This window comes from Acinetobacter sp. WCHAc060006 (assembly GCF_004209135.1).
Taxonomy (GTDB): Bacteria; Pseudomonadota; Gammaproteobacteria; order Pseudomonadales; family Moraxellaceae; genus Acinetobacter; species Acinetobacter cumulans.
In genome coordinates, this window is sequence record NZ_SGSS01000016.1 from 60745 (window position 1) to 83938 (window position 23194).

At 38.9% G+C, this 23194-nt stretch carries 21 protein-coding genes; 14 read left to right on the top strand and 7 right to left on the bottom strand.

Features of this window, described 5'->3' with window-relative positions; all coding sequences use genetic code 11:
- Window positions 1-29 precede the first annotated feature (29 nt).
- From EXE29_RS10745 to EXE29_RS10755, 3 genes are all read left to right on the top strand, one after another.
- Window positions 30-386, top strand: a complete 357-nt coding sequence (locus EXE29_RS10745) for a DUF4810 domain-containing protein (RefSeq protein WP_171406268.1) — start codon at window positions 30-32, stop codon at window positions 384-386.
- Window positions 383-1063: a DUF799 domain-containing protein gene (locus EXE29_RS10750; RefSeq protein ID WP_120364646.1), complete on the top strand. Its 681-nt coding sequence runs from the start codon at window positions 383-385 to the stop codon at window positions 1061-1063. The genes EXE29_RS10745 and EXE29_RS10750 overlap by 4 nt, the downstream gene beginning before the upstream one ends.
- A 395-nt stretch (window positions 1064-1458) precedes the next feature.
- Window positions 1459-2469, top strand: a complete 1011-nt coding sequence (locus EXE29_RS10755) for a DUF5677 domain-containing protein (RefSeq protein WP_120364647.1) — start codon at window positions 1459-1461, stop codon at window positions 2467-2469.
- Between the two features lie 28 nt (window positions 2470-2497).
- Here the strand turns inward: EXE29_RS10755 and metG are convergent, their stop codons facing one another.
- From metG to mutM, 3 genes are all read right to left on the bottom strand, one after another.
- A complete protein-coding gene (gene metG / locus EXE29_RS10760) occupies window positions 2498-4555 on the bottom strand; it encodes a methionine--tRNA ligase (RefSeq protein ID WP_120364648.1) in 2058 nt (685 codons plus the stop codon).
- Window positions 4556-4904: 349 nt separating this feature from the next.
- Window positions 4905-5189 (bottom strand): peptidylprolyl isomerase, encoded by a 285-nt coding sequence (locus EXE29_RS10765; protein WP_117006384.1) that lies wholly within the window; start codon window positions 5187-5189, stop codon window positions 4905-4907.
- The gene (gene mutM / locus EXE29_RS10770) at window positions 5186-6025 is read right to left on the bottom strand and encodes a bifunctional DNA-formamidopyrimidine glycosylase/DNA-(apurinic or apyrimidinic site) lyase (RefSeq protein ID WP_106985966.1); all 840 of its coding nucleotides are present in this window, start codon (window positions 6023-6025) and stop codon (window positions 5186-5188) included. Before mutM ends, EXE29_RS10765 begins: the two co-directional genes overlap by 4 nt.
- A gap of 452 nt (window positions 6026-6477) precedes the next feature.
- Between mutM and EXE29_RS10775 the strand changes: the two genes are divergently transcribed.
- The 3 genes from EXE29_RS10775 (at window position 6478) to EXE29_RS10785 (ending at window position 10351) form a co-directional block, all read left to right on the top strand.
- Window positions 6478-7740 (top strand): carbohydrate porin, encoded by a 1263-nt coding sequence (locus tag EXE29_RS10775; protein WP_120364649.1) that lies wholly within the window; start codon window positions 6478-6480, stop codon window positions 7738-7740.
- 432 nt (window positions 7741-8172) lie between these two features.
- A complete protein-coding gene (locus EXE29_RS10780; RefSeq protein ID WP_106985974.1) occupies window positions 8173-9294 on the top strand; it encodes an NADH:flavin oxidoreductase/NADH oxidase in 1122 nt (373 codons plus the stop codon).
- A gap of 130 nt (window positions 9295-9424) precedes the next feature.
- A complete protein-coding gene (locus EXE29_RS10785; RefSeq protein WP_120364650.1) occupies window positions 9425-10351 on the top strand; it encodes an AEC family transporter in 927 nt (308 codons plus the stop codon).
- 162 nt (window positions 10352-10513) lie between these two features.
- On the opposite strand, the gene EXE29_RS10790 is transcribed toward EXE29_RS10785, so the two are convergent.
- Window positions 10514-11323, bottom strand: a complete 810-nt coding sequence (locus EXE29_RS10790; protein WP_106985975.1) for a tetratricopeptide repeat protein — start codon at window positions 11321-11323, stop codon at window positions 10514-10516.
- A 232-nt stretch (window positions 11324-11555) separates the two neighbouring features.
- Here EXE29_RS10790 and EXE29_RS10795 point away from each other — a divergent pair, with 232 nt between their 5' ends.
- On the top strand, window positions 11556-11801 hold the full coding sequence (locus EXE29_RS10795) for a hypothetical protein (protein WP_106985968.1): 246 nt from the start codon (window positions 11556-11558) through the stop codon (window positions 11799-11801).
- A gap of 208 nt (window positions 11802-12009) precedes the next feature.
- On the top strand, window positions 12010-13191 hold the full coding sequence (locus EXE29_RS10800) for a PQQ-dependent sugar dehydrogenase (protein WP_120364660.1): 1182 nt from the start codon (window positions 12010-12012) through the stop codon (window positions 13189-13191).
- A gap of 83 nt (window positions 13192-13274) precedes the next feature.
- Here the strand turns inward: EXE29_RS10800 and EXE29_RS10805 are convergent, their stop codons facing one another.
- Window positions 13275-14384, bottom strand: a complete 1110-nt coding sequence (locus EXE29_RS10805) for a TPM domain-containing protein (protein WP_120364651.1) — start codon at window positions 14382-14384, stop codon at window positions 13275-13277.
- A gap of 229 nt (window positions 14385-14613) precedes the next feature.
- Entirely contained in the window at window positions 14614-15342 is a 729-nt protein-coding gene (ygfZ, locus tag EXE29_RS10810) for a CAF17-like 4Fe-4S cluster assembly/insertion protein YgfZ (protein WP_120364652.1), read from the bottom strand.
- Window positions 15343-15961: 619 nt separating this feature from the next.
- Here ygfZ and acnD point away from each other — a divergent pair.
- Window positions 15962-18580 (top strand): Fe/S-dependent 2-methylisocitrate dehydratase AcnD, encoded by a 2619-nt coding sequence (gene acnD, locus EXE29_RS10815; RefSeq protein ID WP_120364653.1) that lies wholly within the window; start codon window positions 15962-15964, stop codon window positions 18578-18580.
- Window positions 18581-18639: 59 nt separating this feature from the next.
- On the opposite strand, the gene EXE29_RS10820 is transcribed toward acnD, so the two are convergent.
- Window positions 18640-20415 carry a retron Ec67 family RNA-directed DNA polymerase/endonuclease gene (locus EXE29_RS10820; RefSeq protein ID WP_120364654.1) on the bottom strand — a complete coding sequence of 592 codons (1776 nt, stop codon included), beginning with the start codon at window positions 20413-20415 and terminating at the stop codon, window positions 18640-18642.
- Between the two features lie 248 nt (window positions 20416-20663).
- Here EXE29_RS10820 and EXE29_RS10825 point away from each other — a divergent pair, with 248 nt between their 5' ends.
- The 5 genes from EXE29_RS10825 (at window position 20664) to EXE29_RS10845 (ending at window position 22953) form a co-directional block, all read left to right on the top strand.
- Window positions 20664-20885 carry an antitoxin gene (locus EXE29_RS10825; protein WP_120364655.1) on the top strand — a complete coding sequence of 74 codons (222 nt, stop codon included), beginning with the start codon at window positions 20664-20666 and terminating at the stop codon, window positions 20883-20885.
- Between the two features lie 141 nt (window positions 20886-21026).
- Window positions 21027-21242 (top strand): zinc ribbon-containing protein, encoded by a 216-nt coding sequence (locus tag EXE29_RS10830; protein WP_178962371.1) that lies wholly within the window; start codon window positions 21027-21029, stop codon window positions 21240-21242.
- Between the two features lie 122 nt (window positions 21243-21364).
- Window positions 21365-21940, top strand: a complete 576-nt coding sequence (locus EXE29_RS10835) for a DUF4126 domain-containing protein (protein WP_106986544.1) — start codon at window positions 21365-21367, stop codon at window positions 21938-21940.
- Window positions 21941-22127: 187 nt separating this feature from the next.
- Window positions 22128-22331 (top strand): hypothetical protein, encoded by a 204-nt coding sequence (locus tag EXE29_RS10840; RefSeq protein ID WP_120364657.1) that lies wholly within the window; start codon window positions 22128-22130, stop codon window positions 22329-22331.
- Window positions 22332-22695: 364 nt separating this feature from the next.
- Window positions 22696-22953 carry a hypothetical protein gene (locus EXE29_RS10845; RefSeq protein WP_106986546.1) on the top strand — a complete coding sequence of 86 codons (258 nt, stop codon included), beginning with the start codon at window positions 22696-22698 and terminating at the stop codon, window positions 22951-22953.
- The last annotated feature ends 241 nt before the right edge of the window (window positions 22954-23194 follow it).

The window sequence follows — 23194 nt, forward strand, 5'->3', positions numbered from 1 at the left end:
ATGTTTCCGTGCGACATATTTTTTTATTGATGAGCGGTCTTATTTCGCTAAGTTTAGTTGGGTGCGCAACAGCGCCAAAGTCATTGTACAGCTGGGGTGAATTTCCGCAGCAAACTTATTTGGCTTTAAGTTTACCTGAGAAAGCGACGCCACAAGATCAAGTATTAAAACTTGAAAAAGACATTGAAAGAGCCAAGGCAAAAAACTTAGCTGTTCCACCCGGCATGTATGCGCATTTGGGGCTGCAATACCTCAATATGAACGATACACCGCGTGCGATTCAATATTTTGAGCTTGAGCGTCAGGTTTATCCTGAGTCGACTGTGTTGATGGATCGGTTGTTGAAAAAAATGACAGGTCAAAGCGTAGCAGGAGCGAAAAAATGAAGAATTTAAAGGCTTTATTTACTGTGACTGCGGTTGTTGGATTATTAACAGGTTGTGCCACTGCACCTAAAAATACACGTGATTTAGCAGGCTATAGTGCCCACATGCCAAAATCTATTTTGGTGATGCCACCTGTGAATGAGTCACCTGATACGCGTGCAAGCAATAGTTATTGGTCGACTGTGACCGTACCTGTTGCAGAAGCGGGCTATTATGTTTTTCCAATTAGTGTTGTTGACACCATGTTTAAAGAAAACGGTGTGTATAACGGCGCGGATGCAGCAACGATTAGTCCTCAAAAACTTCAAGAAATTTTTGGTGCGGATGCTGCGCTTTATGTGAAAGTGAAAGAATACGGCTCTAAGTATCAAGTGATTCAAACTGTTGCAACGGTTGCTGTTGAAGCGAAGTTGGTTGACCTTAAAACAGGTGAGTTACTTTGGGAAGGAACGGAAAAGCAAGTAATGTCTAACAGCAATAATAATGCTGGTTTAGTGGGTATGCTTGTGGGTGCTTTGGTTGATCAAATTTCGAATCATTTAAGCGATAAAGCTTATGTGTTGTCGGGTACGGTGAGTCAGTTATTGTATGCACCTCGTTTAAGTGAGCAGAAAGGTTTGTTGTATGGGCCTCGTTCGCCAAGCTTTGCGCAGAATGCTCTAACTCCTCAGAAATAATAAAAAGCCCCTCTAGTTAGGGGCTTTTTAGTTTTTATATTTTCTCAGATATTTTTTGAGTTTTCATAGATTTCTAAAAATTTAGTTCCGTAACTACGTTGCGATTCTTTGCTTCTAAACGGAAAGTAAATATAACGAAATTATTTATAGTAATAGTTTCTCCCTCTCCCTATGGGTGAGGGTATTTTAATAATTGGGAATATGAGCCTTACTTTTGACGAATCAAAAGTAACAAAAATCCTTTGTTCGTTAGAGGGTACGTCCGTATGCTCCTAACGAACGGGAGACGTTCATGTCGCAAGTCATGTAATCAAATTTCTTGGAAAAATATCAAAGATGAAGTTACATTACTAAAATTAACGGACATAAAAATTATGTTTAAGGGATAATTAGAAATGTTTGAAGATTATTTGGATCAATTAAGAAATAGATTTATAAAAAATAATGAAGAAATAAATTTGGATAAATTAATTGATTTAGCTGTGTCTGATTTAATTGAAAATTTTGCACTGAAAGATGAAGAAAACTTCATAAATATAACAGTTAGCAATGATGCTTTTATAAAAAGAAATCGAGAAAAGTGGTCTAAAGGTTTTATTAAACTTCATGCTTTAAGAGAAATTTGTTTAGAAGCTGGGATTAATTTTCAAAAACAATTTTTGAAAAATATAAAATATCATAATGATGAATTAATTGGAGTCTTTATACAACAACATGCTCATGCATGTCGTATAAGCGGTGAAATTATTTACTTGTTAGAGGGTGGATATCCTGATGCGGCATTAGCACGTTGGAGAACCTTGTATGAAATGACTGTTCAATGCCTGATTATTCAAAAATATGGACGAGATGCTGCTATTGATTTTATTAAATATGGATTAGTAAAAACAGTTGAAGGAGTTGAGGAACATCATAGAACTTCAGAACAAATGGGACATGAAACATTTACAGATGATGAGTTAAAAATTTATTCTGAATTACGAGAAAATTTTATAGGTAATGATAATAGTTGGCATTGGGCTCGAAAATATACAGGTTTTTCAAAAATAGAAAAGCTTCGTGAATATGTTGGCTTAGATAAATGGTCGTATAATTATAAATTAGCAAGTCGAAACATACATGCTGACTATTATGAGATGGGTTCTTTATACGCAATGCATGAAGCGAAAGAAGATATATTGCTCGTAGGTCAATCTAATTCAGGTTTTACTGATCCTGCACATTTTACAGCTATTAGTCTATCTCAGATTACTTCAATTTTTTTAACAGCATATTTAGAAGATAAAACAAGTGAATTGGATTATACCGATTCACTTATATTTATTAAGATTATTGATAATTATGTGAAAGAAGTTGGTGAAGCTTTTTTACAAGTTCAGAAAAACAAAAAAGCCCCTACACAGTAGAGGCTTTTTCTAATCTCAGATCTAAATCTTAAGAAACTTTATCACCAGCTTTAGCACCAGTTTCAGGTGAAATCACCCAAACACCATCGCCATTACCCGCAGCTAAAACCATACCGTTAGAAATACCAAAACGCATCTTACGTGGTGCAAGGTTTGCCACCATTACCACCAATTTGCCTTTAAGGTCTTCAGGTTGGTAGAACTCACGAATACCGCTAAATACGTTACGTGGCTCAGCTTCACCAACATTTAAAGTCAATTGAAGTAGCTTGTCAGAACCTTCAACCGTTGCAGCTTCTAAAACTTCAGCTACACGTAGGTCAACTTTCATAAAGTCTTCGATGCCAATAATTTCAGCTTCACCGACTTTAGGCTCTGGTTTCTTTTCAGCTTTCTTCTCTTTTTTCTTTTCAGCTTTTGGCGCTTCCGCAGGGGCAGCTAAAGAGTCTTTAGACGCATCGACCATCGCAGCAACCGCTTTCGGGTCTACACGTTGCATCAATGGTTGGAATTGAGCAATTTCATGATTCACCAAAATAGTTTTGCCTGAAGCAAAGTCGAAAGATTCTAATTTTAAGAAGCTCTGAACTTCTGCTGCCAATGTAGGAAGTACTGGCGCAAGGTAAACCGCCAATTGACGGAATAAGTTAATGCCGACAGAACACACATCATGAACTTGTTGTTCTTCGCCTTCAATTTTCGCAAGTGCCCAAGGCTTTTTCTCGTCGATGTATTGGTTGGCTTTGTCAGCAAGCGCCATGATTTCACGGATGGCTGCAGAGAATTCACGTGCTTCGTATTGAGCAGCGATTGAAGCGCCTGCATCAATAAAGCTTTGTACCAATTCAGGCTCTGCACAAGTCGCAGAAAGTTTGTTATCAAATTTTGTATTAATGAATTTCGCACAACGGCTTGCGATGTTGACCACTTTACCAACAAGGTCTGAATTCACTTTCTGAACGAAATCATCAAGGTTCAAGTCAGAATCTTCAACTTTGTCAGAAAGCTTAGACGCGAAGTAGTAACGTAAGTATTCAGGGTTTAAATGCTCAAGATACGTTTCTGCTTTAATGAACGTACCGCGAGATTTAGACATCTTCTGACCATTTACAGTCAAGAAGCCATTGACGAACAAGCTTGTAGGGGTACGGTAGTTTGCACCTTCAAGCATTGCAGGCCAGAACAACGCGTGGAAGTAAACGATGTCTTTACCAATGAAGTGATACACCTCATTTTTCGAATCTTTTTTCCAGTAATCATCAAAGCTTAGGTCAGGACGTTTAGTTTTGATGTAGTTTTCAAAGCTAGACATATAGCCGATTGGCGCATCTACCCAAACGTAGAAATATTTGTTTGGCGCATCTGGAATTTCAAAACCGAAGTAAGGCGCATCACGAGAAATATCCCAATCAGATAAACCTGCTTCAAACCATTCATCCAACTTGTTGGCAATCGACACAGGTAGACGACCTTCATCACGTGTCCATTTTTGTAGGTATTCACCAAAGTTCGGCAGTTTAAAGAAGTAGTGATCTGAAGATTTTTCTACAGGTGTCGCACCGCTTAACGTCGATTTTGGATTCAACAATTCAGTTGCGTTGTATGTTGTACCGCAAACTTCACATGAATCGCCGTATTGGTCTTCTGCTTTACATTTCGGGCATGTGCCTTTAATGAAACGGTCCGACAAGAACATTGCTTTTTCAGGATCAAACAATTGCGTTACAGGACGTACTGCAATGTTGTTTGCTTCGCGGTTTTTAATATAAATCTCAGAAGCACGTGCTTGGTTTTCAGCACTGTTGGTTGAGTCGTAATGGTCAAAATCAACTTTAAAGCCAGCAAAGTCACGCTCATGTTCTTTTTGTACATTGGCAATTTGCTGTTCAGGTGTAATGCCGTTGGCTTCTGCACGTAGCATGATTGCTGTGCCGTGAGCATCGTCCGCACATACATAAGTCACGTTATGACCCATTGCACGCATGGCACGAACCCAAATATCTGCTTGGATATAACCGAGTAAATGACCCATGTGAATTGGGCCATTCGCGTATGGAAGGGCATTAGTAACTAAAATATTACGCACGGATTAACTCTCTCAGTCGTATTCATTATGCAATGGGCAATAATTTTACCTGATCAAAGAAGGAATACAAAGCAAAGCTTTATCTGAATGTCGGTCACGCAGACCGTGTAGACGCATATCGAAAGGGTGAGCATCGCAAGAGTTATCTATAAAATGAATAGGCTTTTGTGCTCATGCTTTGATCGGACTGTACTGAAGGCGGATGTGCTGAAGAAAGTTAGATTAGAAAATGTATGGGAATTTTAAGCGAGCGAATAAAAAAGGATCGATCATACTTTACATCATCGATCCTTGGTATTGCGCAGTGCTAGATGGCTAATTCAAATGCAACAGTGGCTATCTGCTGATATTAAAAATCCATACGGAATTTAATTTCTAATAAATGCCAGCCAAATTGGCTTTTGATTGGGCCATGTAATTCACGTTCTGGCAAAGTAAACACCGCTTTGTCGATTGGGCCAACCAGCTGACCTTTTTTAATGTCGCCGAGTTCACCGCCTTTTTTGCTTGAAGGGCAAGTCGAATGTTGCTTTGCAATTTTGGCAAAGTCTGCGCCGTCTTTAATTTTCTTTTTAAGCTGTTCAGCAAGTTCTTTATCTTTCACTAAAATGTGGCGGACAATGGCAGATTTCATTTTTTACCTCGTTGAACTGTTTTTACTTGCTTAAAGGGTTGGCATTCTGGACAAAACACGGATGCGCGTTGACCTAGTTTAATATTTTCCAAAGTCGTTTCACAGTTAATGCACATTTCACCCGCACGGCCATAAGCCAATAGGGTTTGCTGGAAATAGCCATTTTCGCCCATGGCATTGGTGTAGTCACGTAATGTCGAACCGCCTAGATCAATGGCTTGCTTTAAGATGCGTTTGATTTCAATAACTAATTTTTCAACCTGTTGCTGGCTTAAATCCTTTGCAGGTTGTGCAGGATGAATCCCCAAATTAAATAAACTTTCCGTGGCGTAAATATTGCCCACACCTACGACCACATGGTTGTCCATAATGGCCACTTTAATGGCGGTATTTTTATTTTTAAGCTTGTCGGCCAAATAGGGCGCATCAAAGTGATCACTTAAAGGTTCAGGCCCTAAGGTGTCAATGAGCTTGGTTTGTGAGTCTTCATTTAGCCATAAAATACAGCCAAAACGACGCGGGTCGTGGTAGCGCAGTTGCATATCTTCAAATTGAATAATCAGATGATCATGCTTGCGGTATTCTTCATGTGATTCACAGATCCGAAAACTGCCTGACATGCCCAAATGCCACAGCATGCTGTCTTGTTCAAAGCTGGCCAAAATATATTTTGAACGGCGCGAAAGTTGCTGCAAGCATTGGCCAACCAGTTTGTTTAGGTCATTTGGAATAGGCCAGCGCAGGCTACTTTGACGGACTTCAACGGATTGCACACGTTGACCGAGCAACGGTAAAAGACTGGTCTTGGTGGTTTCAACTTCTGGTAATTCAGGCATTGTGTCAGGTGTACTTTGGAGTTGAGGCTAATATTGGGATGTTTACGATGGTTTACAAGGCATAGCGTATAAAGCTTCGAACAGAATAAACATGCCATGTACTGTGTAATAGCCCAACCTAAGCAGAACAACTCGGATTGATTGTCCTTAGGTTGAAGTCATCTGAATGTCGTACAGGATTTGGTGTTGGTATTTAATTATAAGATATTGAAATCATGATATTGGAGTCTAAATTTGAGCCTATGTGCAGGCATTAAAATGAATAAATCACTACTTAGTTAAATGTTTTTAAATAAATTTATATAACAATAAATATTTCATAAATTAAAGTTTGTTAAATAATAAAAATAATGCTGAGATTTAATTGTAAATATTATGTAACTTTTACACCAAATGGTGTAACCCTTTGTGTGGGGGCATCTTGTAACTCTCTCAAAATTTAGGTTTTTCCGATGAAAAATTTTACTCTAGCGATCATACCCCTTTGTCTTATGGCGAGTATGAGCAATGTCTTTGCTGCTGAACAGGCATTTGATAGCAAAGGTCAATATATGCTGGGTGATTGGAATGGTAAGCGTACCAAATTGGCTCAACAAGGTGTGAAATTTGAAGCCAATATTGCAGCCGATGTGGCTTATTTGGCTGAAGGTGGGCGCAATGAAGATCACGCTGCTACAGTAGCCAGCCAACTTTGGTTGGGAACAGCTTTAGATATGGAAAAACTTGCGGGTTGGGATGGGGTTTCAGTTCGTGCTGTGGTTACAGCTCGCCAAGGCCAAAGTACAACATTAGATGACTTACAAGACCGTACTGCACCACAACTGGCCAATGTACAAGCAAACTTTGGCCGTGGTAATCAAAAGACGCGTTTGTCTGAGCTTTCGATTGAAAAGAAATTTAAAGAGCAAGGTTTAAGTATTAAAGCTGGGCGTTTAGGTTTAGGCATGGACTTTAACGTGATGGCTTGTGATTTCCAAAGTACTGCATTTTGTGCTGCGCAAATGGGTAAATGGCAGGGCAATATGTGGATGAACACACCTGTTTCACAATGGGGTGCACGTGTAAAACAGCAGTTGAATCCTGAGTGGGCAGTACAAGTGGGTGTATATGAATTTAATCCTGAAAATGCATTAGAACGTCATGGTTGGAATTTAGATACAGACAATGCAGATGGTGTCACCATTCCTGCAGAAGTGATTTGGACACCAAAAACATTCGTGAATGGCTTGGCTGGTAGTTACCGCTTAGGGGCTTTGTATAACACTGCCAATGAAGTGAAAAACCAAAAAGATATTGCCAATACCACAGATGCGAAAAACCGTACTTTTGCAGGCTGGTTGGCGATAGAACAACAGCTCACTTCAACAGGTGAAGGCAAGCGCGGTTTACATAGCTTTGCAAATTTTACATGGCATGATCGTGTGACCAATAAAGTAGATAACTCACAGCAAGTCGGCTTGAAATATATTGGATTGGCAGATCGCTTACCTAACGACATGATTGGTTTAGGCTTAAACCGCGTGCACGTGAATGACCGTCTTTCACAAACCACTTACGATGCAAGTGCAGAATATAATATCGAGCTGAACTATAGCCATAACCCAACCAAATGGTTAACGCTACGTCCAAACTTACAATATGTCATTAACCCAGGTTCTACCAACCGTGTTGATAATGCATTGGTACTTGGCTTAAGTTCAAAAGTGACTTTCTAAGCACTTTACATCTTGTATAGCATATAAAAAAACAGGCGACTTAAAGCCTGTTTTTTTATGCACGAGCATTGCTCAGACTTGGGTATAGACACTTAAGTTTAGAAGTGTAATTGAGAATGTAGTTTATGGAAATTTGTTGTTAGACCTCTGATGGGGAAGATAAAAGTGTGGCCATGATTGACGTTTAAGCTATGAATGTATACGCGTACGAAACGAAAACAGCCATCCTGAAAAAGTCATGGTGATAGGGAATGATTTGCAAAAAAAAGTATGCATCAAAGCAATCATTATTCCTTTAAAATTGATGAAAAATATACAAATATTATGGTTGTCAATCCGCCTGATGAACGCTATTTTGAAGTGGCCAAAGGTTTAAACTAGACTGCTGGTGAAAGTATAAACAATCATTGAAAAATAAAACCGAGGATGAACGTGACTTTATTGTTTAAGCCTTTGCAGTTCGGACAGTTAACGCTGTCAAATCGAATTTTGATTGCACCCATGTGCCAATATTCTGCCAATGAGCAAGGGGAGCTCAGTTTTTGGCATGAACAGCAGTGGGCAAATTATGCGTTGTCTGGGGCGGGTCTGTGTATTGTTGAAGCAACAGCAGTACAGCCTGAAGGCCGAATTAGCTATGCAGATTTAGGTCTGTGGAATGAGCAGCAAGCAGCACAGATGAAAGCATTGCTGACGAAAGTGAAAACACTGTCACCTATGCCATTTGCAATACAGTTGGCGCATGCAGGGCGTAAAGCTTCGACGGATAAACCGTGGCAGGGCCGAGGTCAAATGGCACCAGCGCATGCGCAGGGCTGGCAAACGGTTTCTGCAAGTAGCATTCCTTTTACGGAACAAGATCATGCACCGCATGCTTTAAGCCAAGTCGAAATTCAGCAGATCATTGCGGACTTTGCAGCTTCTGCTAAGCGTGCGGTCGATGCGGGCTTTGAGCTGATTGAATTACACGCAGCACATGGCTATTTGTTGCATCAATTTATGTCGCCACTGTCGAATCACCGAGAGGATGAATATGGAGGCAGTTTTGCCAATCGTATTCGTTTAACTTTAGAAGTATTGCAAGCCATGAAGGATGCTGTACCTGAAGGCTATCCGATTGGCGTACGTATTTCTGCCAGTGATTGGATGGATCATGTAGACAGTTGGACACTTGAACAGAGTGTAGAATTGGCGCAATCTTTAGAACAGCTTGGCGCGGCCTATATTCATGTATCTTCGGCAGGTTTACATCAGGCGCAACAAATTGATATACATGCCAATTATCAAGTTCCTTTTGCGGCAGCTGTAAAGCAAGCTGTAAACATTCCTGTGATTGCCGTGGGTTTGATTACTGAAGCCATGCAGGCCGAAGGAATTTTACAGTATGAACAGGCCGATGCGATTGCCATTGCACGTGCCGTACTTTATGACCCACGTTGGCCTTGGCATGCAGCTGTGGAATTGGGCGAAGTGATTGCTATTGCACCGCAGTATTTACGCTGTCAGCCACATGCTTTAAACAGTCAATTTGAACCCTTTTCACTCAAGAATTGAGTTTAAGTGCAGAGCATTACGCTAAAATGAAGCTATTGAGCTAAGAATTTTTAAACTGCAACTTCGGTTGCAGTTTATTTTTGTGCGCGGTTTTTTGCTCAGTGCACGATCGAAAACAGGAGTGTAAGGAATGGTTTTTGAAGTCATTATTCCCATATTTATACTATTGGCTTTGGGATATTTAGCGGTCAAATTGAATGTGCTGGCTAAAGCTCAGGTTGAAGTGATTGGTAGTTTTGTCATCAAAATCGCTTTGCCTGCGCTGATGTTTCAGTCCTTGGCCAGTAAAGACTTTTCCGAAATTTGGCTTCCAGATTTTTTCTTGGTGTTCGCAGTCGCGGCGTATTTCTGTTATGGCTTAGGGTTTTATCTCAGTATTCGGCATTTTAAACAGCGTATGAGCCACGCTTCTATCTTGGCCTTAGGCGCCAGTATGTCTAATACAGGCCTACTGGGGACTGCGGTGCTCAGTCTTTTGCTGGGCAGTAAAGCCATGACCTACATTATGCCAATTTTAATTTTTGAAAGTGTGTTGCTCATTCCAACGGTGTTAATTTTAATAGAATTGGGCAGTCAAAAGGGCGCGAGCGTGGTTGCTGTTTTTCGAAACACCTTTTTGATGCTTTTTAAAAATCCGCTTTTTGTTAGCGTCATTGCGGGTATTGTATTTGCGGTATTGCATATACCAATGCCAACGCAGTTGAATGCTGTATTGGATATGTTGGGGCATACCGCATCACCATTGGCTTTGTTTGCGATTGGTGGGGGTATTGTGGGTATGAGTTTGAAATATATGAACCTGCAAACCATTTATTTGGTCTTGAGCAATAATATTTTAATGCCTGTATTGGTATATGCGGGTTTACGTTATGGTGTAAATGCCAGCCAAGAAATGGTCTATGCTGGAACTATTATTGCAGCCCTACCCATGCCAACCATTTTTGCCATATTGGGCCAATTGAATGGCTTAAAGGATGAAGCGCTTACACCATTACTCATGAGCACTATTGTTGGCTTTGCTGGGGTGAGCTGTTTAATTGCGCTGTGGTATGGCTAAGGATGTAAGCGATCCTCGCAAATGACGTTAATGCTGAGTAGCTATGTTTTTAAGTTTTAAAACTATAGTCTGAAATATATCGACACCTTGCAATAGCATCTCATAATGCAAAAAAAAGCCCTGAAGAGTCAGGGCTTTTTTATCACATGCATAGCAAGCAGTTTAGCTCTTTTTCGTTGGTGCTTTGCTTCCACCTTTGGCTTGTTCAGCCATAAGTTTATCTACAACAGCTAAAGATTCTTTTGCTTGTGGAATATTCTCTTTGGCTAAAGCTGCAAAGATTTTTTTCGCTTCAGGTAAGTTTTGCGGAATGATGTTGCCATTCACAAACATATTACCTACAGCCATCAGCGCTGGGATATAGCCTTTTTTCGCAAGATCCTGAATGCTGGTTAGGCCAGTTTGTACAGATTTTTCGTCTTTGTTTTTAAAGCCTAAACTAATGTCATACAAGGCTTTGGCATGAATCGCTTGGTAGTTGCCTTTTTTGATTAGTGGATCAAGTTTTGCGAGGCCAGCTTTGTCAGATTCAGGTTTGTTTTCTGAAAATAACAACACCGCTAAATCGATAGACGCATCGTCAAAGCCTTGAGATGATGCTTTACCTAGGTATTGTTTGGCTTTGTTGATGTCTGTTGGTAAGCCCAAAGAGCCAGTGATGTAGTTTTTACCCAACACATAGTTGGCCACAGGGTAGCCTTTATCAGCAGATTGTTGATAAAGCTCGATCGCTTTTTTCTCATTCTTGGCCGTACCTTGGCCAGTTTGAGTTAAATAAGCAAGATTATACAGCGCCTGAGCATTGCCTTGTTTTGCCAATTTATCTAATGCTTGATAAGCACCTGTCATATTGTTGGCTTTCACCATGCTTTCAATTTTTGCAAACTCAGGATCAATGCTTTGAGTATTTGTTTCTGCCGCCGCAAATTGAGAAGAAAGTGCAATAAGGCCTGCTAAGAGTAGTTTTTTCATTTTTAAACCTTTTAAAAAACAGTCACATAATTCCATCTATGTGTATAGGAATAAGATTAACAGATTCATCATAAATAGAAATATTTGAAAGTAAAGAGTGCTTCTGTGAAATATTTTAAGCGTTTAAAAATATCTCAGTTACTTTATATTGCATCGACAAACTTAAAATATCTTTTGCATTTGTTACTCAGTTTGTTTTAATCGCTTTTGTAATATACGAGTGAGTTCTTAAATGTTTATTAAAAGCATTAAGCGAAATTATGACAAAGTGAATCAAGATGAAAGCATTGCACATGAAGATAAAATAGATGCGCTACTAATGAAGCTTGGCGCTGAGTTTTTAGTGAGTCAAGAAGATCGGGTTTATATCTTTGAAAAAGGGGAACTTAGAGTTAAGTTTGATGCTAAACATGCACGTGATTTTTCCTTTAAAGATTATCTTTGTAAAGATATGAATAAGTTGTTTCATGGTTTTTAATTAAAAACATGATTATAACAACGAAGAAATTAGGGGGATAAAGTTCCTCCTTGTTTTTTGACTGTTGTGTGATTTAACAGCGTATATGGTTTAAAAAACCTTAAATTTCAAAATAATAATATTTTATAAAAATATAAACTGAATAAATTAGAGATATGCTATCTATGATGAATATAGATATACATAATTCATTGAGATGTATTTAAATATGATAAAAATAAGCGCCATCTTGATCCTAAGTTTCGTCTGTTCAATGACCAGTTGGGCTCAACAACCCAAGCTTGTACCTTATCCAATCCATTTAAAAAATGGCAAGCAGTTTTCATTAAATTTGCCTGCACAGTATGAAATTATTCCAGCAGCGGAAGGTCTCAAACGGGTACGCTTTTTTGCACAAGCACCTGATCACAGAATGTTTGTCACGGATATGTATGATTTAACAGATAATAAAAAAGGCACTGTGTATATATTGGATGATTGGAATGCTGAAACGGGTAAATTTGGCAAAATCATTCCTTATTTGACGGGGTTGAGAAATCCAAATTCAGTTCAGTTTTATACCGATGCTCAAGGACAGGATTGGCTTTATTTGGCGGAAACGCACCAACTGACACGGCAAAAATTCAACAAAGGAGAGACTCAGCCATCGAGTAAGGCTGAAGTTTTAGCGACATTTCCCGATTATGGTTTGAGTTATAAATACGGTGGTTGGCATCTGACACGGACGATTGCAGTTGGTGGAAATGGAAAAATTTATGTGTCGGTTGGCTCGAGTTGTAACGCCTGTGTAGAAAAAGAAAAAGTGCGAGCCTCAGTCATCGAGATGAATCCTGATGGTTCAGAGCAACGGATGTATGCGACAGGTTTACGTAACGCAGTTGGATTAAAATGGATCGGAAAATTTCTATTTGCAACCAATCAAGGTTCCGATCATTTGGGAAGTAAAAAGCCAGATGAAACTTTTTATGCGTTAAAACGAGATGTCGATTATGGCTGGCCCGCATGTTATTCATGGCAGGGCAAAGTCTTGGCGGATTCTAAATTTAAACGTGCATCTGGCTGTAAAAATGTTCCATCGCCCTATGCTTATTTCCCTTCACATTCCTCTGCATTGGGTTTTGATTATTTTGATGACCCTCATGCCGATGCCACTATTAAAAATGCTTTTTTAGTGGCCCTGCATGGCTCTACCGACGAGGCGATTGGTCATGGCTATCAAATTGCAATGATGCGTAAAGGACAAAAACTTGAAACCTTTATGGATGGTTTTTTAGTCGGGAAAACGGTAAATGGGCGACCTGCTGATATTTATAAGATCGATGGAAAATCATTTTATTTTTCAGATGATCGGGCAGGAGTGATTTATTATGTGAGGGAAAAAAATGAGTGATATAAAAGCCAAAATTTTTAGGCTTTGGCTTTAAATGATATGATTTTAAAAATTACGATTTAATCGCAACTTCGTTTTAGGTATTACCATGAACCCGAGGCGCCACCACCACCTGAGCTTCCTCCTGATTCTCTTGAAGAAGAGGAAGAACTACTAGAAGAGCTGTTGCTTGAAGAAGATGAGCTGTAACTAGAAGAAGATGACTCACTTGATTCGCTCGTTTTATTGAAATGATTTAAACGTTCATATTGTTCATCCAACATTTTTTGTCGTGCTTTTTCTTGTAAATGTTGATTATAAAAAGCAGTGAGATAGGCATTTTCAGTACCTGCTCTGAATCGATATAAAAACACTGCATATCTTAATAAAAGTAAAATAAAACAAATTGTTAGGGAGGTTAATATAATGAATGATATTTGAGGGTAGAATTCGATGAAGTAAAAAATGCCAAAGCCAAATAAAGCAAAAATCTGAAGTGGTAAGCTATATAAAATAGTTTTAAGTAATCTGTATTGTTCATTGAAGGGAAGAAATATAGTCAACATAAAAGGGGCATAAAGAGGAATAGATGCGCAAAGTAAAAATGCAATTTTTCCAAAATTTAAATAACCAAAAATCAAAAGATGAATAAAAATTTCAAAGATAAGGAGTCCAATAAAAGCACCTGAGGCACCATCAGTACCAAATTTAATAATCACTTTTGTGTAACACCAATAGAGTGGGATGCACAATAAGAATGATAGAAATATCCCAGCTATTGTTTTTAGGATGAGATCTAATTTTTGATCTTCGTTTTTAGGTTTACCAAGAGTAATTGATTTATCTAGTAACTTTTTATGTGTTTCTTTAAAGCCATTAAAATAGTCATTATTTTGGAAATTTGGAGCGAGTGTGTGTCGAATTATGCGCCCAGCTTCTATATCAGTGAAATCTCCCTCTAAACCATAACCTACCTCGAAGCGCATTTTTCGATCATCTTTTGCAACCAAAAGTAGTAAGCCGTTATCGAGTGATTTATTGCCTATTTTAAGTGTGTTAAATATATCAACTGCATATTGATCAATAGCTTGGCCATTGGTCGATGGAATCATCAAAATTTTAAAATCGATGAGCGACTTTTGATAAAGTTGCTCATTTTGTTTTTTTAGATGTTGTATTTCATCATTCGTCAGCGAGTGCGTTGTATCAACAATATTTTCCTTTTTTTAATTGTTCTAATACTGCTGAATTTATCTCGGCATAAATATTTGGTGATATAAAACAACTGATGAGAATGAGGCAATTCAATAAGAAAAAACGAAATGGAAAAGGCATGAGCATTTTTATAAATCTTTATATTTTTTTGTAATTTTAAATAGTAATCAGAATAAAAGCCAAACAACTTTTGTTATTTGGCTTTTCATATTTTAAAAGTTAAAGTGCTTAAGCAGGACGCGCCACATCGCCATTTAAAGCTTCAGGCAAATCTAAAACGGTTATAGCTAATTCAGCCAGTGCGTCTGGACGTGCCACAACCAAAGCCACATAGCCATTTTCAGTCGCAGCGCTATTCACCACTTGTACTTGCGCATGGAGCTGTTCAGCTTGTGCAGGTACAGTTCCTGTACCTTGAATTGCATGTAACCAAGCTTTTGGTTTCGCTTTAAACCAAAGACGTGCGATCACTTCTTGGCCCAAATAACAGCCTTTGTCGTAGTGTACGCCTTCACGCTGATGTAAACGTAGCTCTTGAGGTTGAAAAACATGCTCAATCGCTTGATCTATATAGGCCAGACCCGCTTGAATGGCTTGAATTTCCCAAGCGCTAATATCTGTTGCTTCGCTCGCAAAGGTGGTTGTGTTTTCAGTTAAAGTTGGGAAAACGGCACCAACTTCTTCCAGTTTCATTTTAGAAAAAGCACCGAATTTTTTAATATGTTTGGCAAATTCTTCTGCTTGATCGGCAGTAGTCACAATCTCAAAACTTTCAGCATTCAATTTAGTGAGCCACAAACCAAAATGAATACGGCCTTTTAGGTCACAAATAGCGGTATAACGTGTTTGATTTTCTTCGAGACGTTCGACGTGTAAGGTTACTTGGCCTTGTAAAAATTTTTGTGCATCTACACCATTTAAGGTGAATTTTTGGAAGCTGAGGGAAGCGCCAGTCATAAGATCGCCTATGCAAAATACTAAAAATATATGGACTGAAATATAGCACATACTCAGACCGAGCTGATTGCCTCAGCTAGGGAAAATGCATGCAGTAAAAGAAGAAAACGCTACCTCAAAACTGTGGCAGCGTGTGATGGCAAAACGAGCAAGGCCGACATCAAAATGATGGATTGAACTGTATGTCACAATTCGAATTAGGCGGAAAAAGCAAGATACCTAAAGGGAGAGGAGAATATTCAGCAGTTTAAGCCGCTTTCTGCGATGGCTTAATCCCTAAATAAGGAGGTCAAGCGAAAAAAAGACAATAGCAGCAACTGAGATTGATCATTAAAAATGGATATTTCCAGTAAAATTGAAGTATGAACGTCTGCTTTAGCCTGGATATAAGACTAAAGAATGGGTTTGAAATTGCCTGATTTTTGGGCGAAAACATGATTTAGAGTAAATATACAAAAACAAATGTAACCAAATGTTTCTAAAACACCTGTTTTTTATGTTAAGTTTATGAAAAATATAAGATTTGGGAAATGGGGTTTTGACAGTGTAGTATGCCTAGCGACATAAGACGAAAACGTCAAAAAATAAGCTGCAAAAAAATGTATGAGGGCAGGAAGGCATGAACAACAACTACCGTAAACCGCTGCAAGGTACCCAGCTAGAATACTTCGATGTGCGTCAAGCCGTGGAAGACATTCAGCCAGGCGCATACGCAAAATTACCATATACATCAAAGGTACTGGCAGAGCAGCTGGTACGTAAATGTGATCCTGCGATTTTAGAGCAGTCTTTAAAAGAATTAATTTTCCGTAAACAAGACCATGATTTTCCTTGGTATCCAGCACGTGTGGTGTGTCATGACATTTTAGGTCAAACGGCACTGGTTGACCTTGCAGGCTTACGTGATGCCATTGCTGACCAAGGCGGCGACCCATCTAAAGTGAACCCAGTTGTGCCAACACAGCTGATTGTCGATCACTCTTTAGCTGTAGAGTTTGGCGGTTTTGACCCAGACGCGTTTGAAAAAAACCGTGCGATTGAAGACCGTCGTAACGAAGACCGTTTCCACTTTATTGAATGGACCAAAACAGCTTTTGAAAATGTGGATGTGATCCCTGCGGGTAACGGCATCATGCACCAAATCAACTTGGAGAAAATGTCTCCAGTGATTCAAAACCGTGGTGGCTTGGCTTTCCCTGATACTTGCGTAGGTACAGATTCACATACACCACATACCGATGCGCTTGGCGTAATTTCGATTGGTGTGGGCGGTTTAGAAGCTGAAAACGTAATGCTCGGCCGTGCATCTTGGATGCGTCTGCCAGACATCATTGGTGTTGAGTTTGTCGGTCAGCGTCAAGCTGGTATTACAGCAACTGATATCGTATTGGCTTTAACTGAGTTCTTACGTAAAGAACGTGTAGTTGGTGCGTATTTAGAATTCTTCGGTGAAGGCGCGGACAGCATGTCTGTAGGCGATCGTGCGACGATCTCGAACATGACACCTGAATATGGCGCAACGGCTGCCATGTTCTATATCGACCAAAACACCATTGATTATTTAACGCTGACAGGCCGTGAAGCAGAGCAAGTTCAACTTGTGGAAAAATATGCCAAAGAAATTGGTCTTTGGGCATCGGATATGACTCAAGCGGAATACCCGCGTGTACTGCGTTTCGACCTTTCAACTGTAACGCGTAATATTGCAGGCCCATCAAACCCACATGCACGTGTATCAACAAGTGATTTGAAAGCAAAAGGCATTGCAGGCAATTTAGAGGCAGCACGTGCGCAAGAAGCGGAAGGTTTAATTCCAGATGGCGCAGTGATTATTGCGGCTATTACTTCATGTACGAATACTTCAAACCCGCGTAATACAGTAGCAGCAGGCTTGCTTGCTCGTAAGGCGAATGAGCTTGGTTTAGTGCGTAAACCTTGGGTGAAATCATCATTTGCACCGGGCTCTAAAGCGGCTGCTTTATACCTTGAAGAAGCAGGTGTATTGGGTGATTTAGAAAAACTCGGTTTTGGTATCGTAGCCTATGCATGTACTACGTGTAACGGTATGTCGGGTGCGCTAGACCCTGTGATTCAGCAAGAAATTATCGAACGTGACTTGTATGCAACTGCGGTACTTTCGGGTAACCGTAACTTCGATGGCCGTATCCATCCATACGCAAAACAAGCTTTCTTGGCTTCACCTCCTTTAGTTGTAGCGTATGCGATTGCAGGGACGATTCGTTTTGACATCGAAACAGATTCTTTAGGCAATGACAAAGACGGTAACCCAATTTACTTAAAAGACATTTGGCCGTCTGATGCTGAAATTGATGCATTGGTAAAAGAAGCTGTTAAGCCTGAGCAATTCAAAAAAATCTACATTCCAATGTTTGATTTGGGCGTGAATGAGAAAGCGTCTAGCCCACTGTATGACTGGCGTCCGCAAAGTACCTATATCCGCCGTCCGCCGTATTGGGAAGGGGCGCTTGCTGCACCGCGTACCTTAGCCAATATGCGTCCGCTTGCAATCTTGGGTGATAACATCACCACAGACCATTTATCACCATCGAATGCGATTGTGTTGGATTCTGCTTCAGGTGAATACTTGAAGAAAATGGGTGTGCCTGAGGAAGACTTTAACTCGTACGCAACGCACCGCGGTGACCACTTGACGACGCAACGTGCAACATTTGCCAACCCTAAATTGTTTAATGAAATGGTGGTTCGCTCTGACGGTACGATCAAGCAGGGTTCTAAGGCGCGTGTTGAGCCTGAAGGCGAAGTGATGCGTATGTGGGAAGCGATTGAAACATATATGAATCGTAAGCAACCATTGATCATCATTGCAGGTAAGGATTATGGTCAGGGTTCTAGCCGTGACTGGGCTGCCAAAGGTGTGCGCCTTGCAGGTGTAGAAGTGATTGTAGCGGAAGGTTTTGAGCGTATTCACCGTACTAACTTAGTGGGTATGGGCGTATTACCGCTTGAGTTTAAAGCAGGTACTGACCGTAAGACGTTGAAGTTAGATGGTACGGAGTTGTATAGCGTGATTGGTAATATTGCGCCTCGTTCGACTTTAACTTTGGTGGTTGAGCGTTCAACGGCTGATGGTAAAGAAGAGATTGTTAAAGTGCCTGTAACTTGCCGTTTGGATACTGAAGAAGAAGTATCTGTGTATGAAGCGGGTGGGGTATTACAACGCTTTGCACAGGACTTTTTAGAAGGGAATGTAGCTTGATGATCTAATCTGAAAGTATTTGATATTATTGTAAAAAGACCCTGCATTTATGTAGGGTCTTAATTTTTTGAATTGCTAAAAATATAGTGATAAAGCTGTATATGAAAAATAGTGTTAAATATTAAATCAAATTCTGAAAAATTAATTGTGTTTTGATTTGGAAATATTATTTTTTCAAAAAGCTCTTTTTTTCCATAAAATTTACTTAAATCAAAATCTTTATTTGATGGGTTGTAAGAGCGTGTACCTATAAGAGTGCTAGTAACACAAGTATCATAAAGATCTTCAATTACTTTGGTTTTAGGTAACTGTATTATATATAAGTTTTTAAAAACATGAAAAAAATTCAAAATAGATGAACTATTTAATGGTGTATATCTAATTGATTGAAAAGTATCTTTGAATTTACTGCGCGCAGTTCTAATTACTCCATCACCAGCTTTGTCACCATCTACAATAATTAAGCAGGGTTTTAAGCTAATACTCTTAGCTTGATATATTAATTGGTAATTCTCTAGAAATTTATTAAGTAATCCAGTTCCACCATTGTATCCCATTATTTGAGAAAATCTTTTAGTTTGCTGTAATGAAGAAAATTTTAAAAAATTTAGTGAATTTGGATACAACTTGTGACAAGCTAATTTTAAATGTATAGGGTCAGTATAGCCCTCACCAATTACTACCATTCTGTGTGGGTGAACAAAATAATTATGAAATAGGAATTTAGTGTAAAGTTTTTCAATACTCTGTAATTCATCATAATTTTTAGTTTTGGGATCAAACTCAATTTGCTGTTTATTTTTTATTTGAAAAATATGGCTTAAAACTCCATTCAATGCCCCTCTAGTATTTTTGTCTTGATCCATATGAACTTTTGATTTAAAGAATTTACCTTCAGCACAAAACATTTGAACCATTGATCGTGTATAACGATAATATTCTTTATTGATATTCACTTTACTATTAACGGTTAAACCAGTTACTTCTTGTCTATTATAATTATTAGTTAATCTTGTTTTTTGAGAGTTAACTTCAAATTTACTACTATTGATTACATGCTTTAAGGTAGAACCAATTACCCAATTATTATCATTTAATTTAACAATTTTTTCTGAAAATTGAGGTAAATTTGTTGAAAAAGTTAAATCATCAACATATCGGGTATATGTGAATTTATATTCTTTTGCTAGTTTTACCATTTTTACATCAAGGATATTGCCAATTAAATTACTAATGATTGGGGAGCAAGGACTGCCTTGTGGTAAAAAACCTTCTTCTGTTGTTTCCCTGTACGTTGCGATTTGAGCAATTAAAATAGAAACATCCAATTCTAAAAGAAAACGTTGATTTTTATTGAAGAAACCAACTATTCTTGAAAAAGTAATGCTTTGAAAGAAATCTTTTAAATCAATATTTAAAACTAGTCTTTTTCCCACATGTTTTTGAGCATTACTATATATACCGAGATTAATTATTTGTGATCCAAGAGATTCACGATTACTCTTCGAAATAGGTATATCTAAAGTTAGCTTTTTTCTAAATCCATGGGAACTAATGCATTGCGAATAAGAAGAAGTAGATAATCTTTTTATTTCAAGCTCTTCATAACAATTACTGAGTATTATAGACAGACGAGTTTGCAGGATTTTAAGCTCAGAATTTGGAGCGAAAATTATTCTTTTACTTCCAGTCTTTTTAGGTATCTCAAAGCTTTGATATCTTGTGGAAATTTTTTGGCTAAACAAAATTCGTGTGAAATTTTTTTCAGAATAACCTAATAAAATAGCTAATTCTTTTTGTGTTTTACAAGATTTAAGCTGTTCTAAATATTTCAAAAGGTACCCCTTGGGAACTCATATGGTCAACGCACATCAGCATGGTTAGCAGAGTGCCCAAAACTGGTTGGCAAATTTGACAATAAGCCATTAACATTTTCAAAACAGACTGCGATACGCAATCTAAAAATCTTCCCAAGAGGTAATGCAATATAATGTTTTTTAGTATTTTAAACAAGGTATTAGGAATCTAATTGAAACCATTCAATAGAAATATTATATATATCCAAACTAAATAGAGTCACCTTATGGCTACCACTAAAGTTTTTATGAAAGTTCACAGCCAAACTATTCATTTACCCAAAGAATTTCACTTTAAAGGCAAAGAAGTCGAAATCTTCTGCATGGGCGATGAGGTCATACTGCGTGAAAAACCTGTCACAGCAGATCAGCTATTTAAAATTTTGGCGCAAATGCCTGACGATTTTTATGCAGAAACAAGAGTAGACGAACCACCGCAAGAACGATAAGCAAAGTAAATTAGAGAGAAAAAAGAATTTCTGCGTGTAGACGAACTGTAAGTCGAGAACTGGCTCAACAAAGCGCTGTAAACCCACCAAAATTTCGAAGCGAAATCATACTTTGCCTAAATGCCTTCATCAATTGTCGAAATGACCAATAGACATTCATCACAAGAGGGTTATACTCAATCTACCATTTCTAAAAACACATGGAGAACAAAAATGGTAATTGCAGGCTCTAAACCAGGAACAGGCTTCTATTTTTGTGTTCAATGCGGCCACCGCACCTACTTAGAAATTGGTACTGATCGTCTACCACCTTGTACCAAATGTCTGGGCACCGAATACAACGATAAGGTTGCCTAAGCACAGCACATTAAAACAGCCAATCCTGTTTTAAAATAAAAGCCCTATTACAGCATAGGGCTTTTTTGTTCGCTCAAAAAAAGTAAAAATAAAAAACAGACCGCCAAAACAGGACACATAGCATGGAAACACTACTTGGCCTTTGCATAGGCATAGGACTTAGCGCAGCCTGCGGATTTCGCGTATTTGTACCATTACTGGTCATGAGCCTAGCTGCCATTATGGGCTGGTTTGAACCCATGAAAGGCTTCGAATGGCTGGCCATGCCATCGGTATGTATTGCCTTGGGTTTTGCCACACTCTGTGAAATAGGTGCGTATTACATTCCGTGGGTAGACAACATGCTCGACACCATTGCCACACCAGCAGCCATGGTCGCAGGCACACTTACCACAATGGCAGTCAGCTCAGGTGAAATGTCCCAATTTGCCAGCTGGGCAGCAGCCATTATTGTTGGAGGCGGTACAGCCACAGCCGTGCAGATGAGTACAGTTGCTGCACGGGGCGTATCCACAGCCACCACAGGCGGTATAGCCAACCCAGTATTGTCTACAGGCGAGTGGATAGGTGCATTTGTACTGTCGATCTTGGCCTTTTTAGTGCCTGTATTGGTGGTGGTCTTGGGCATTGTGGCTATGATTTGGTTTGTACGTTGGATTAAAGCCAAAAAGAATGCAGTTAGATCCGACATGGTTTAACTGTTGTGCATCAGCCTTAAAAATAAAAGTAGAGTTTAAATCTAGCAACTTAATTGATTTTTATCATTTAAAAACGATTGATTTTTACCCATAAAAGGCATAATTTTATTATGGAATTAAAACCATAAAGTTTTTATGGTTTTATTCTAGCTTGAACGATTAAAACAAAATGAAGGGGGAGCTGTGAATGATAAAATTTATTGTAGATGAGCAACCTACAGAAAAAGGTGTGCACTTAATACATAATGGGGATATTGGCTGTGAGGCATTACCAAAATACGATGACCAAATATTAATTGGCTATTTTGCCGATTTTGAGCTGGCTTATAAACGTGCCAGAATGAACTGGCCCAGAGAAAAAGTAGAAGGCTGTTCCTGCTGTAAGCCTTAACTGATCAAAGCTTTTTTGGCTGTTTCATCGCGTGTATGTTGCCACACTGCGTAGCCTAAATATAAAACTCTACCTTCGGGTGGAGTTTTTTTTCGCGCCTAAAAAGTAATTTGAGTTTGGATGATCACGTGCGGCGCAGATCAGCCAAAGTAGGGTCGTAAAAGGCTTGTGATTATCATTATGCAGTAGTGTGAATGGTATTAAACATTGGAGCGCACACAAGCACCTATGTATATGGCCTAAATATTGCTAAATCAACCTGAGCATCACATGAATGATGCAATGCAGATACTGTGCTTGCCATAAATGCACAAGCACCATGCAAAATTTTCATATCAACCCGTTCAATGTAAGGAAAGCGTGCATGCATACTCTAGCAGCAACAGATGTTGGCCATAAACTACCTAAAAAAGCGCATGCGTATGCTGCGTGGCCTTTGGTCCTCATTATATTTGGTGGGGCGATTGGCTTGTTATATGGCGCTTTGGCTTATGTAATCAACATTAAAGTATATGGATCTGAATTAAGTAAATTAAATAAAATCTTAGCCAATTTGCTCTGTGGCATGTCGGCATTAAGTGCGTGGTGGTTTACAGCACAGTGGGTGCAAAGCTATTTTTAAATATGATCTCTTTTAACAATTATATCGCGGGGCTGGATTGTGAAAATTCTTCGCTCAGATGACATAAAGAACGATGAAAATATCTCTAAAAAGCGTGTCTATGGGAAAATATTTTATAAATTTTAAAAATATGAAAAATATTTCTGAAATTAACTCAAATGAGTAAAACTTCGGAAATTAATCCCTAAGTCATTTCGCTACTATAGATCGCAAGGGTGTGATAGAGATCGAAAAGAGCAGC